Here is a 13857-nt window from a genome sequence, read left to right as displayed (position 1 = left end):
CACGGATAATTCTTGCACTTAAGTAATAAAACTAAAAGTTATGGTAAATTCGCGAATTGCGAATTTATGACGTGTTATATTTCATTTTCAGTATCAATCAATATCCTTCGATAACACATCTTTGAAATTGTTTTGTGCTTGACATTCTTTGAGGGAATACGAAATACTTTATCCAAGCTTAAGGAGTAAGCCCGATGTTCCAACAAAATGTAGGCAGTTGGAAGTCAAAGGATTAGGAGAAAAGAATATCAATCAATTGTTCAGGGTGATACTGGATGATGCATCGAGTTCTGTTCAAGGAAGATACATCTCGGCATTTGGCTGAGGTGTAAATAACTGAGGAATTTCCTATGACTTTAAAAACACCATCCCGTTTACATCTATTAAACGAATTTGAATCTGCGCCACATTCTGCGCTTTTTAATCAACAAACGATTGCTGCGGTATTAAGCTGCTCCACCCAGTTACTTGAACGTAACCGCTGGGCGGGTGGTGGTGTTCCCTATTTAAAAATCGGTCGTAAAGTGTTGTATCGAAAAAGTGATGTGTTGAATTTTCTTCAACAACAAAAAATTTATTACTCAACCAGTGACGAAGGTCAGTTACAGCTCGTTGAGAATGCATAAATTTAAATTCGTCAGAATGAATTTGCTTCATTCCGACGGTTTGACTGTTGTTTGGAGAATGAATTATGTCACAAAATCATGTTATTGAATTACCCAATACATCAAAGTAGCGTCCAGTTTTTTGCGATTATGCGGGTAAAAGGTATGAAGTAAGAGGTATCTCCTTTCTTAGTCAAGAGGACTTTCGTAAATTAAACTGTCAAAATTTGGAGGGAGTGAGCGATTCTTCAGAAAGAGAGATGTTAATTAAGAAAGCTAAGGAGTTTGCTCTTATTGCTGTTGCAACCTATAAAAATCCTTTTATTGCACTGAAGACCCATGGTTTTATTGTCAACATAGTTATTGCCTTTACTGCTCTATTTCACGCTGTTTTTGACAAAAGCTCAATTGCTTATCTTTATAAAGATAAGCAAGGAAATCAAATGTTCAAAGATGGTGAAGCTAAAGCTTGGGAACTTAGTAAATGTTGCGAACAGTATTGGAGTGGGCAATCGCCAGAAAAGTCTAATTTAAAATTCTTAATTAGTTTGCGTAACAAAATTGAGCATAGAAGTTTACCTTACTTGGATCTTATAGTCGCTGGATATTGTCAAGCTGCACTGTTAAATTTTGAAGAAATATTAGTTAATGAATTTGGTAATAAACATGCACTAATGGCTAATTTAGCTATGGCAATGCAAATGACTCGAGTGGCTAATGAACAACAAACTGAAGCAATGAAATGCTTCCAAAGAGAAAATTATAAAGTCATAAGAGAGTATATGCAGACTTTTAGTGATGACTTGAGTAATGAAATTATCGAAAGTCAAAAATATCGTCTAAGTGTATTTCTTGTGCCAAAGATAGGTTCCCGAGCTAGTGCGACAGATTTAGCTATAGAATTTGTAAATGTAACTAATCTAGATGGGGAAGAGCTAAGCTTACAATCACGCCATCGCTTTGATCAAAGGTGTGGAATCACAATATAAGTTGAGGCCAGGAAAAGTTGTTGAACAGGTTAAAATAAAAATCCCAGAATTTAACATGACTCATCATACTAAACTTTGGAAGAAGTATAAGGCAAGACCTTCCAAAAAAATGCCTAAATATAAAGGCAAATATTCAGGATATGTTGAGGGATTTGATGGTTATTTATATTCGCAAGATTGGGTAAACTTTATAATTGGAGAATTAAGCTAATAAAAGTAGAAAAAAGCTGTTATATACATAGCGTCTGTATTAGACGCAATCGTTTGCTCTAGCGAATGAAATGAGTTAATTATTTGGGATCTTAGATAAAACTGATTCTAACCAACTCCACGCTTCATCAATATCAAATGACTTGCTCCCATAATTAAGAGCACGTAATTCTTGTGACAAATAATGATCGTGCTTTTCAATCTTGGTATTAGCTACTGTATTGGCTAACGCACTAGTCGAAGGTTTTTTGCCATTTAGTATTTTAGTAATAGTTCCTTTTAAATCGCTTATTGAACACTTAGCTATTTCTATAACACCACCAGTACATCCAACTGTGAGATTTTGATTTCGAAGCAAGACTGAAATGGTATTTATTGTTCTATCACCTTTCCACGGAAATAGAAAGGTTGTAGCTCCATCCTGTATGATATTGCGCCCATCTAATTTCATAGTATGAAAAAAATCTACGCCTTCTTCAAATAGTCTTATTCCATTTGAATTCAAGTAAACTGGCAGTTCTTTGGTTGTGTAAATTCGATACATTTCTTTTCTAATAATGGCATGCACCATTTGTCCACCTCCATGGAAAATAGGAGGTTCTCCACCGCTGGATGGTGTCAATATAATTAATTTTTTTTCAGCATTTATATCAAGTATTTTCCAGCGTTTACCTGCAAAAATGATGAGTTGACCCTCAATCAACATATCATCTAGTGGTACTGTTCCTAAAGTTCTTCCTTCGCATTCCAATCGGTACTCTTGGGTTGTGTTAAATGCAGTATAAAAAGAATAGTGTTCAATAAGCTGCTCTCCTTTGGAGCCTAAAATAATTTCACCATCTTGCGTTTGCGAAATAAGATGTTCCTTTCCTAGATCTTTTAGAAATTTTCCATAGGTGGTGGCGTCAACAAGATGAAATGGTCCATTTTTACAGAGTAATGTCCAAAGTTGATTCGCACGTACACCGCCATATTGTCCAATCACTGATATTGTTTGCTGAATCAAAGTAGATAAATGGTATTGTTGCTTCTCGGGTGGTTCATACCATTTTTTAAGTAACAAATTAATCATGGCAATTGTTTGAATTGTTTCTAACCTTAATTTATCAACAAGATGAGTTTTGGCTGATATTTCTTTTTCTAATAGAAACACTCTAAGTATTGCTGGCTCTCCTCTACGCCCTGATCGTCCTAGACGTTGACGTAAGCTAGCAACGGAGTTTGGAGCAGTAACTTGGGCAATAGAGTCTACATTTCCAATATCAATTCCTAGTTCAAGTGTCATAGTACAAATTGCAGTAGTAGGAAATTGGGCATCTTGCAGCCTTTTTTCCAAACTTTCTCGAATTTCTTTGGAGAGATTTCCATGATGTGGAAAAAATTCGTTAGGTACACCATTTTTATTACAACGGTCAGTTAAACTAGCTGTAATTTCTTCTGTGAGGCCACGACTATTAGCAAAAACCAAGTTAGATTTGCCTCGAAGAATTTTATAAAGATCTTCGGTAAGTAAATTAAATGCAGACGGGGTATTTTCCTTAAAATGAGCTGGGTATAAGTAACCTCTCAATTGAATTTTTAAATCGGATCTGGATGTTGATGATTCAATAATTTTACAAGGAAAATTTTGTTGGGGGCGTAAATACTTTGCAACTTGTTGCATATCCCCGAGTGTAGCACTGAGTGCAATTCTTGGAACTAAACGTTGAGTTAAAAATTCTAGCCTATGCATCAGGGAAAGAAGCTGCATGCCTCTTTCTGTGCCAATGAAAGAATGAAACTCATCAATAATAATATGATTTAAATTAGCAAATGCTTGTGTGCACCAACCAGAGTGATGAAGTACAAGGGACTCTAGTGATTCCGGAGTAATTAAAAGAATTCCTTCTGGTTTTTTCCGCAAATTATTTTTTTTTGATTCAAGGGCATCACCATGCCATGAGGTTATAGAAATGCCAAGTATTTCTCCAAGTGATTCTAATCGGCGCTGTTGATCGTTAATTAAGGCTTTTAAAGGACTTATATACAAAATCCCAATGCCTAGTGACAAATTTTCAACTAATCGAGAGCATGCTGGGAGAAATGCGGCTTCTGTCTTACCAGATGCAGTAGTGGCACCAATGACAACATCGCAATTCCTTTTTAGTACAAAAGGGATAGCTTGTTCCTGAATATCTCGAAGGGCTGTCCAATTTTGTTTCCAGATCCATTGTTGGATCTTTTGATCTAATAAAGCAAACCCTTGAGAATTACTCATAAAAATCCTTATAGATTAAATGTAGCTAATCCATCATCTTCATCCTGAATCTCAATGTGGGGCATATCTGAATTATTTTCTTTTGTAATGGTTACTTGGGTAATTAATTGTTCCCATTTGATTTCAGGATTTTGTTCTAATACAGATAATAATTCTATGAATGCTTTAATTGTGTTACGTGGTGTTTTGAAATATGCATCGCCGATATTTTTGGAGCAATGGGCTAAAAAAGCCGATAAAGCTTCATCTGGAACAAGATATTTTTGAGGGTTTTCTCCAGCATAAACATGACGTAAGTTACGCAATAATATATACAATTCTTCTGGAGCAAGATTTGTTAGGTTTAAAGAAGTTGCTGAGTAATCAACTACACCAGCTTGATTAGCAAAAGAATTTGTAGCTAGTCTGGAGTGTAGTGCTTCGTAGCTATATAGTCCCTTACGTGGATCATAAAGGAAGTCCGGTGTTCCCCCTAATAAAAAACCAATATTTTCAGCACTTCCTTGCAGGCAATCATTCAATATACGCAAGATTTGTTCGTAATTAGAAAAACGAGCTTTTTGACTGGCTAACTTATAGAGATTAACCATCTCATCTATATTAACTAGAAGTCCTGTATAGCCAGCTTGTCTTACAAACAGACACATAAGTTTCAAATAATCATAAACGTTAGCATCATCTACAATTGACCTGACTCCTAAAGCGAGGCGGGCATCTGTTTTTGTAGTACACTCTCCTCGTAGCCAGCGAATAGCATCTAATTTCAATTGTTCATTATCTTCGCTATATCCACGCCAGTAGGCTGCAATAACATTTGCAAAATCATAGCCACCAACCATTTCAGTCAGATGAACCAAACGATCTTTTATTATTTGTTCTACACCCTGACTAGTTTGTTCAGATTGTTTACGAGCTTCTGTAATAAATTTTTCCACCACACTCCCAAGAGCATTACCTTCTGGTTTTGTTCGTGTAGATATATTTCTCATTAACTCCGCAAATAGATTTCTTGCATGCCCGCCAGTAGAATGTAATCTTCGATCAGGTGAAAGATCAGCGTGAATTGTAACTAATCCTTTTTCAAGCGCTATCGTGCGGATTAATTGCAGGAAAAAAGTTTTACCCGATCCAAACTCTCCAATAATAAGACGAAAAGTCGAGCCACCTTGAGTAATTCGTTCAATATCTTGTATTAAAGCAGCAACTTCTTTTGCTCTTCCAACTTGAATATGTTGTAATCCTGTGCGAGGTGTTACTCCTGCTCGTAAGGATTGAATTATGGCATCACGTTCTCTGGGTCGGAGCGAAGGCCTATGTTCGTTGTACATTCAATATCTCCTCAGCAAGATTAATATCAACATAGATAACTTCACCATCTTCAAGTAGCGGGGCATTGGTGAGGTTAAAAGCCCATTCATTAAGAATTTCCATGGCTCCATCGGTCATTAATCCCAGTTTTTTACAAACATCATGAACTTCGTTTTTATTCCAGTTTTCTTTAACTATTAATTGATTAAAAAGTGACTGATGATTTTGATCTAATAATAGTAATGGGTTGTTTTTACTGACATCTGTTGGGGGTGGAGCTTGATAAAAAGACACATCTTCTCGTTCAGTGAAGATTTCTTCTAAAATTCCTTTAACCTGTCTTGTCTCTTCCTCGCGTATTTTGACTAAATTTTCATTTAAAGAAAAAGATCCATGGAGTGTTTCATCAATTTGAGCTGAGGGTATTTGATAATGTATTTCTTTTTCACGAAATCCTACTGTAACTGGCTCATTTGCAGTAGTTAGTTGATGTATGTCACTAGATACAAGCTTTTTATCTAATCCTAAGGTGGTATATAATTTTTCAAGTTGTTTGATTTCTTCAGATTCTATTCGGCCATCAGCAAGTGCAACAGAAATTAAAATACTACTTATTGCTTGCTTCTCATATGTATTGGCAACTTCTAATTTTTTCTGAAGGCCAGCTGTAGTTTGGGGAGTTCTAAGGCACCAATATAGAAATATCATAAGAGATACTCTCTCAATACTACTTAATTGATTGTTTTCTCGAATAATTTTTTGCAGGGTGTTTTCTTCTTTTGAAGAAATTCCTTCACCAACTTGGGCTACAATAGAACCAAGTCTTATGATTGTGCCAATTATGTGAAATTCCCTCGAAGGAGTGAAGTCTTGTCCGTGCCCGCCTGTAAAAATAATGATTTTGCTATTTTCATTAAAACTAATATTGTAAAAACGAGAATCAGGTATTATGCCGAATCCTAAACCTTCAAGAGCTATAGCGAGGCTCTCAGTATCTTTAATGCTCATCTTAGCAGGCTTTGTTTCTCCAAAAATTTCATAAATTGTATTTATAGAAATGAACTCTATTTTTCCGCTGGTAATATCGGTAAGTTTATTTTGAATTTGCTTCAAAGGGGAAATTTGGCTTATAAGAATATTAGGTAACAAGGCTAAAGCATTAACCGAGAGGGGATTGGTGTTTTTTCGACTTAAGTATCTACTATACTGTTCTAGCTCATTTGTACATTCTTCAATCAAATCATATATACTTTTCGCTGGGGTAGTTAGAATAAAAGGGTTCGGAAGATTTATGTTTTCAAATCTGAGCATACGTAAAGAAGGGCTAGCGGCGCGATACTCTAGAATTAGTCGTGTTTTGTTGGGGGCTATTTTTAATCCATCCCCAAATTTTTCTCGATATTTATAACAAAATAAAGTTAGAAATTCTTTGGGGCAACGTCGAGCAGGGGTCTTAATACTGAAATCTGGATGTAAAATTAACCACTGAAGTGCAATATCTGCTGGAATTGATTTTCCTACAGCAACATATTGGGCAAGTAGAAATTGAAAAGCATGTAAACAATACCGATCGTTGAAGTCGATATAACTTGGGGGTGGCTTATCTCTATGATAGAGAATCCACTCTGTTGCTAGGAAATTATTAGCATAGCCTTTGAAAGAGCGATTATTGCCATAAACTGTTAAGAGACGTTTGACTTCATCAATAATATGATTTCGCTCCACATCATCAAGTTTATATTTTTGACCATCAATAAATATGCGGCGCTCAAGGCCATAGAAAAATAAAAATACATACCCTATATTGGCCTCTGGTTCTGAACGATTTGTGGTAAGCCAGTTAAGATATGCGCCCCGGCACTGTTCTGGGATTTGAGAATAACGCGGCCAATACCCTAATAACTCTCCATGCTCCCAAGATTTTGCAGGCAAAATGCCTAGTTTCGGGTTTATCAGGCTGGCATCATTCTCGTACTCATCTATATCAAGAAGCACTTCTCCAACATAAATTAAACCATCTTTAATGTTAATGTTATTAACAGTTATATCTTCTTTAAAACCATACCACTTAGCTGGTTTTCCTGACGGACGAGTTTGAATTATTTCGAACTGAAATTCGGTTAAATTCTCTTTTGAGTATGTTTTTTTATCTGTAGCAGTTTGTTTTTTATAAACAATATAGATAATGAAACATATTAATATTCCACCCAACAATTCCATAAGTTATCTCAAATGATAGTCCATTAGATTATTTAGAGTTTAGTTTATCTATTATTGTATCGACTAAAAAATTAAAAAATTAACCAAAATTTATACTTTCTTTGAGTATTCAACAAACCGAAAAGGCTTTTTCTCTGGGCTACAGAGATATTGTAAAGAATGATTATGAAACCAAGAGGAAAAACCACCTTCCCAATCTCCATTGCGTTGTTTATCGCAGTTCCAAACGCAGTCCTCTTCATTTTGTAACTTTGTAAGCCTAGGGCGTTTGATATGAAATGAGCACTAAAGAGCATCCAGCTAAATTATACAAAAATGTAGAAAGATATTACTTCTACCCCTTTTTTTATTACCTATAAATTCCTACTAAACTTAGAGGATTAAGGAAGAAAATCAATTATAAAGGGATTTTTATGATTCAATATATGACTAAGTCAAAATTCAAACTTTTGATGGAGTGCCCCACCAAGCTTTATTATGCCGATAAACAAGAATATTCAAATAAAAAAAGGGAGGATTCATTTCTTAAAGCTTTGGCTGAAGGGGGGTATCAAGTAGAGGCATTAGCTCAATGCTATTATCCAAACGGAATATTAATCCCATCTGATAATAATGAAGAAGCAGTGAGTTTAACAAAAGAATATTTAGATAATGAGCAAGTAACCTTATTTCAAGCCGCTATTCAACATGAGGGATATTTTATTCGTACCGATATACTTATAAAAAATAAAAATCATTTGAAATTAATTGAGGTAAAAGCTAAGTCGATCAATAAAGAACAGCACTTGAAAATTGAAAAAAAGGATGGCTTTATAAATTCTGAATGGAAGCCATATATCGCTGATGTTGCTTTCCAAAAATTGGTAATTCAGAAAGCTTATCCAGCTTATTCAATTTCTTCATTTCTTATGCTGGTAGATAAGGATAGCATTTGTCCCACTGATGGGTTAAACCAGAAATTTTTAATTAAGCGTGATAGTAATGGAAGAGTTAAAGTAGAAAAATCAATGTCATTATCAGCTGATGATTTATCTGTGCATATTTTAAAGGAAATAAATACTGATCTTTACATTGAAAAAATTTGGGGTGAGTGTGATGAAAATGGAGTAACTTTTAAAGATTTATTTAATCAATACTGTTTACATTATTTTGAAAACAAAAAGATAAAGCCTGTATTAACAAAAGAATGTGCTATTTGCCAATTTAAGACTGATCAATTTGATTTAGATTCTGGATTAAAGTCAGGTTTTAAAGAGTGTTGGCAAGAAATTCTCAATTATAACGATCGTGATTTTGATGAGCCAAACGTCCTTGAGTTATGGAATTATAGAAAAAAAGATCAATGTTTAAAATTGGGACTCATAAAACTTAAGGATTTTCATGAGGATGACTTGTCCGTAAAAGGAGACGGCAAACCTGGGATTTCAGCTAGTCAGCGTCAATGGCTGCAAATTACTAAAGCAAAAGAGAAAGATTCCAATTTTTGGATTGATATAGAAAACTTACAAAGTGAATTATCCTCTTGGATTTATCCTCTCCATTTTATTGATTTTGAAACAGCTATGCTTCCAATACCTTTTAAAAAAGGAGCTCATCCCTATCAAGGAATTGCTTTTCAATTTTCGCACCATATTCTGGATGAAAATGGTAAAGTTGAACATCGCGGCCAATTTCTTAACGCTAACCCCGGCGTTGATCCAACTATTGATTTCATTCGAGCTTTAAAAATGGAGTTATCATCTGATGCTGGTACTATTTTTCGTTATAGTGATCATGAGAACACATACCTTAATATGATATTAAAACAACTTGATTCATTAAGTCTTTTAGAGACTGAGAGGAATGAATTATCTGCATTTATTAAAACAATAACAAAATCTACCAATGATTCCCACGATAAATGGTATGGCGCAAGATGTATGGTTGATTTATTAGAGTTAGTTAAACGGTATTATTATGATCCAGTTATGAAGGGCTCAAATTCGATTAAAAAGGTATTACCTGCAATTTTACAAAGGTCGAAGTTTTTACAAAATAAATATGGAAGAGCGATTTATGGCGTAGAAAATGAGATTCCTAGTAAGAATTATGAAAATTATCAATGGATAATAATGAAAAATGGGGAAGTTAAAGATCCTTACACTCTTCTTCCGCCCTTAAATAAAGAGGCTACTAATGAGGAAATTGAATTCTTATTTGAGGATGAGCATTTAAAAGAGGGGGGAGCCGCAACAATAGCTTATGCAAAGATGCAATGCATGGAAATGAGTGAATTTGAACGAGAAGATATCAGAAAAGCTTTATTAAAATATTGTGAGTTAGATACTTTAGCAATGGTAATGATAGTTGAGGCTTGGATAGATATGCTTCAAAAGCAGTATGGAGATTAAAAAGCAAGCTATTCACATTGTAGGTACCTGAGAAATTATTTACAGCTTCTGATCGTTTTGCTTTTGAGGCAGAATATATGGTTGGATTGAAAGAAACCTCCTATTAGAGGGTATTCTTTTGTTAATAGGGCATCAAATACATCTCTTTTAAATAAGATTATTCTGGCAATAATATCGTGTCCATTCTGAAAGATACTAACTTGATGTTGACCAAAATTATCATTATGCAAAGTGTCAATATTTTCATTTATAGGGTATTTATTGAGAGTGACTAACTTGTAATTGGGTTTTAAGCCATACCTGATAAAATGTCTAAGATCATTGAAATAGTCTTTAATTGCATATCCATGTCCAAAAATATATGTGAAATAATTAAACCCAATTTTTGATACAACACGTATAATCCCTTCATCAACATAGGAGCTGAAAAGTAAAGGGCTATTTTGATCTAATGGGGGCTGTTTATTTATTCTTCCTCGTCCTATGAATTTTTGTATTTCTGCTGCCTGGAGAGCTTTTTCAATTTTTGATGTTTTTAATTGAAATTCATTGGGATTGATTTCCCGTCCAAGGAAGCTAAAAATAGGTGGGCGCATTGGAAGCCCAAGTGCATCTAATTGGCTTTTATGTGGTAATTGATCTACTGGATAATGAACACTTACTCCTTTAGTAGAGTTTAGAAAAATAAACTGGTCAGCTAAGCTGACCTCAAACAACGTATCTGGCGTTAATTCTAAATTAACCAAGACATGTCCATACTCAACGTGGTTATTCAGAATGTTACAAATTAGAGTATCAGCCAATTGTAGCAATTCCGACTTATTATAATCGCCTCAATCCTAAACCGGTTTATTATTCTCTTCAGCATCCATCTCTGTGCAGTTATTCACCCAAAGCAAGAAATGCATCAACTACTCTTTCAGATCTAATTGCTTTAATAGATGTTGTTCATAAATACCAAAAGGATTTTTCTTCACCAATTAGAGAATGTAAAAATACTATTCTTGAAGAAGTTTCTAAAATAACCAAGTTTAATTTTTATCATTCTATTACTGAAGAAAATAGCATTATCAAGTCACCGGAAATTATTCCGATTCAGGATGAGCGCTTCAGAGGTGAAATGAAATTTCCAATTAATGCATCATTTTTTAAGGGGTGCATTTCAATGATTTCAAATAGTATTTAGTGATTTTTCTTGGAAAAAAAATAAAATAAATAAGAAAAAGCCAAGAATGCCAGCCAAGATCCAACAGGCATTATAGCTATAATACTCCATTAGGAAGCCTGATAGGGTAGGGCCAACAACCAGACCAGACGAATAGGCGCTTCTCCATGCGCCAGTTGCCATCCCTTTACGCTTGTTTCCTGCGGATTCATAGCATTGCACAAAAGAAGTTGGCATAAATAACATTTCTCCTAAAATGAAGGTCAAACAGGCCAGAATTGCTCCTCCCACGCGGCTTACTACCGTCAAAGTAAATAAGCCTGTGCCTAATAATAATCCACCAATTGCTAACTGATGATGGATTTTCAATGCTGATACAATTTTTGTTATTTTGACTTGAAAGAAAGAAACAATAATAGGATCTAACCAGAAAAGGATTGCGGTGATTATAAAACTCGAGAACTTTTCATTTAAAAAAAGTGGATAGGCAATACGTTGCTGGGCATAGATAATTCCTGCTATAAACACTGCGCTGAGAGTAATATAAAGACGTTTATTATTCTCTTGCTGATTTGTTTCTTTTCCTTCGTTAGGTGAGTGTTCCAAGGGAGCTTTCCTTACACTCAGATATTTCATGGCATTCAGCGCAAAAAAAAGGAAAAACAGTCCTATCACTTCGAAAATTTGCCCATAGTATTGTGCCGCAAAGAACATAATCAATAGTATTGAACAGCTATTACCAAGGTTTTCACTGACCACTTTCATACTTTGTACCAAACGAAGGCTGTTTTGATCTTGAGGAGCTTTTTGCAACAAGAGGGTATTGTTCGTGGTGAGAAACATGCTTGTTGCAATGCCTATTATGAATGCACAGCCTGATATCGCCAGAAAATTAGCACTTTGAGGTAGGCAAAAAAAACTTAAGCCTAGAAAGAGCAAACTGATGACAATAATATTTTTACTATTCAGTCTGTCTGTTATGTATGTAGAGCATAGCGCGCCTGATAATGCCCCAAATCCAACAATTGAACCAACTTGGCCAATTTGCAATTTTGTTAATGGGGTAGATGTGCCTAAATATAATGATAAATAGTAGGCAATTCCACCTGCAGCACATTCCAGGAATGAAAAAAGAAGAAGTAAATAGCAAGTTTTTGATAGTTTGGGTAGTAAATTTAATCGATGAGATAACAGAGCAAACATATTTTTCCTTAAATATTAGTGCGTTAATTCTATGAAGTTATTTGATGCAGAATTTCTAAATCAGGGTTTCTCTGGGGAAGTGGAGGAATATATAGTGTAGAAAGTGTTGCAATAGTTTGATCTTCAATTTCATATAATGGGAATTGATGTATTCTTGGTTCCACGCTGGGGTACATCGACGCCTCATAAATGATACATATATGATCTTCTGGATAATATTTTTTTAATTTATGTTTTAGTAAGTTTAAATGCTTACTTTTTTGGTTTGATTGGGGAACCGAGCGGTTGCCAATCATTCCGGGCTGCCAAATGCAAAGGTGAGCTGTGGGGTCAATGATTTTGTTATACAGTAATAACTCGGTTGCTTCTACATGGAAACACCCGAATTGTCCCGGATCTATTTTAAGATCAGCATAAAGGCAATTTTCGATGGAAATACCTGGTAAAATAATTGTTTCAATCGAATTCATTGCAGCTGCAATTACAGATTGTAAACCTGGATCTGCGAAAATTGTAGGATGCCCATAAAGAACTACAGTGATAAAATCATAAGTTTCAAACTCAGCAAGAATTTTATCTTTTATTTTATCATATGAATTCTGCCGATCATTTTCAGAAAAATATATCGGCTCGAGGGATTCTGACAACCTGGAATAGCGTTCTATCCATTGTTTGGTAACAGGTTCGTTCACTAAATATAAAACTTTATCAGCACTGGTAGTGTACGTGCTAAATTCAGTTGTAAAATGAGATATAGATTTGATGCCTGAGCCAACTAAAGCTAATTTCTTAATGATAAATCCTATTACTATTTAACTACTCTGGTCATATCAGCAAATTGTTCAGAACCATTAGATAAAGCCATTCTTATTTTTTGATTATTTTTGGATTTAAATGTATCAGTCAGGCCAATTGATCGGAGAATGTTATTTTTATTACTGGAGAATATGGCCTGTTTAGCCAAGTTTTCAAATTTATTCAATACGCTCACAATATTCACCTTTATATGGCATGTTGCCAAGAGTATAAGTAATATGCAATAAAAAAACTATAGCTAAAAGTTAAAGTACTATTACATTTTTGTGCGCAGGTGGGCTTATTGTGAATTTTAATCTAGACCTCATCTTGATGCTGTCCTAGAGTAGGTGTAATCAGCAGGCCAGCCTTTGTGGATGCAGATAATAGAAGAGCAAATTCGACTGAGGTACTTACGCCGGGCTTGGTATTTTTTTCACATGTTATTCCCAATTTATTATCATGAGTCATTTTTTAATATCTTAAAAAATGCTCGAAAATAAGATAATCAAACAGGAACCAATTAAAATAACTGTTGATGACAACAATGCAAACCAAGTTAGTTTTCGGACCTGTTGTGCCATATCGCGAGCCTCTGCTAGGGAGGAAGACATCATTATTTTCATGGTCTGTATGGATTCATTGGTAGAATCTTGCATTAATCTGGCTATAGCTTCTTTACTGGAAAAGTATCTCGCCAGGCGCCTCGAAGAAA

At 34.9% G+C, this 13857-nt stretch carries 11 protein-coding genes; 4 read left to right on the top strand and 7 right to left on the bottom strand.

The window, feature by feature from the left end:
• The first annotated feature begins 350 nt into the window (after positions 1-350).
• The 3 genes from KYQ_RS09795 (at position 351) to KYQ_RS19515 (ending at position 1805) form a co-directional block, all read left to right on the top strand.
• Positions 351-626: a MerR family transcriptional regulator gene (locus tag KYQ_RS09795; RefSeq protein ID WP_019349947.1), complete on the top strand. Its 276-nt coding sequence runs from the start codon at positions 351-353 to the stop codon at positions 624-626.
• Positions 627-841: 215 nt separating this feature from the next.
• Positions 842-1594 carry a DUF3644 domain-containing protein gene (locus tag KYQ_RS18330; protein ID WP_231294539.1) on the top strand — a complete coding sequence of 251 codons (753 nt, stop codon included), beginning with the start codon at positions 842-844 and terminating at the stop codon, positions 1592-1594.
• Positions 1578-1805, top strand: a complete 228-nt coding sequence (locus KYQ_RS19515; RefSeq protein ID WP_050799692.1) for a hypothetical protein — start codon at positions 1578-1580, stop codon at positions 1803-1805. The genes KYQ_RS18330 and KYQ_RS19515 overlap by 17 nt, the downstream gene beginning before the upstream one ends.
• Before the next feature lie 75 nt (positions 1806-1880).
• Here the strand turns inward: KYQ_RS19515 and KYQ_RS09785 are convergent, their stop codons facing one another.
• The 3 genes from KYQ_RS09785 to KYQ_RS09775 are packed head-to-tail and all read right to left on the bottom strand — an operon-like array spanning position 1881 to position 7589.
• Positions 1881-4061 carry a DEAD/DEAH box helicase gene (locus KYQ_RS09785; RefSeq protein WP_019349946.1) on the bottom strand — a complete coding sequence of 727 codons (2181 nt, stop codon included), beginning with the start codon at positions 4059-4061 and terminating at the stop codon, positions 1881-1883.
• Positions 4062-4069: 8 nt separating this feature from the next.
• Positions 4070-5389 (bottom strand): ATP-binding protein, encoded by a 1320-nt coding sequence (locus KYQ_RS09780; protein WP_019349945.1) that lies wholly within the window; start codon positions 5387-5389, stop codon positions 4070-4072.
• A complete protein-coding gene (locus tag KYQ_RS09775; protein ID WP_019349944.1) occupies positions 5373-7589 on the bottom strand; it encodes a tellurite resistance TerB family protein in 2217 nt (738 codons plus the stop codon). The genes KYQ_RS09780 and KYQ_RS09775 overlap by 17 nt, the downstream gene beginning before the upstream one ends.
• 413 nt (positions 7590-8002) lie before the next feature.
• Here KYQ_RS09775 and KYQ_RS09765 point away from each other — a divergent pair, with 413 nt between their 5' ends.
• A complete protein-coding gene (locus KYQ_RS09765; RefSeq protein WP_019349942.1) occupies positions 8003-9979 on the top strand; it encodes a DUF2779 domain-containing protein in 1977 nt (658 codons plus the stop codon).
• A gap of 35 nt (positions 9980-10014) precedes the next feature.
• On the opposite strand, the gene KYQ_RS18325 is transcribed toward KYQ_RS09765, so the two are convergent.
• The 4 genes from KYQ_RS18325 to KYQ_RS19760 form a co-directional block, all read right to left on the bottom strand.
• Positions 10015-10725, bottom strand: a complete 711-nt coding sequence (locus KYQ_RS18325) for a hypothetical protein (protein ID WP_019349941.1) — start codon at positions 10723-10725, stop codon at positions 10015-10017.
• 425 nt (positions 10726-11150) lie between these two features.
• Positions 11151-12347 (bottom strand): MFS transporter, encoded by a 1197-nt coding sequence (locus KYQ_RS09755; RefSeq protein WP_019349940.1) that lies wholly within the window; start codon positions 12345-12347, stop codon positions 11151-11153.
• A 29-nt stretch (positions 12348-12376) separates the two neighbouring features.
• Complete coding sequence (locus KYQ_RS09750; RefSeq protein ID WP_081466368.1) at positions 12377-13141, bottom strand: SAM-dependent methyltransferase; 765 nt, start codon at positions 13139-13141, stop codon at positions 12377-12379.
• A gap of 483 nt (positions 13142-13624) precedes the next feature.
• Complete coding sequence (locus tag KYQ_RS19760) at positions 13625-13801, bottom strand: hypothetical protein (RefSeq protein ID WP_081465854.1); 177 nt, start codon at positions 13799-13801, stop codon at positions 13625-13627.
• Positions 13802-13857 lie beyond the last annotated feature (56 nt).

It is taken from the genome of Fluoribacter dumoffii NY 23, assembly GCF_000236165.1.
GTDB lineage: Bacteria > Pseudomonadota > Gammaproteobacteria > Legionellales > Legionellaceae > Legionella > Legionella dumoffii.
This window is presented reverse-complemented; position numbering and strand designations above follow the sequence as displayed.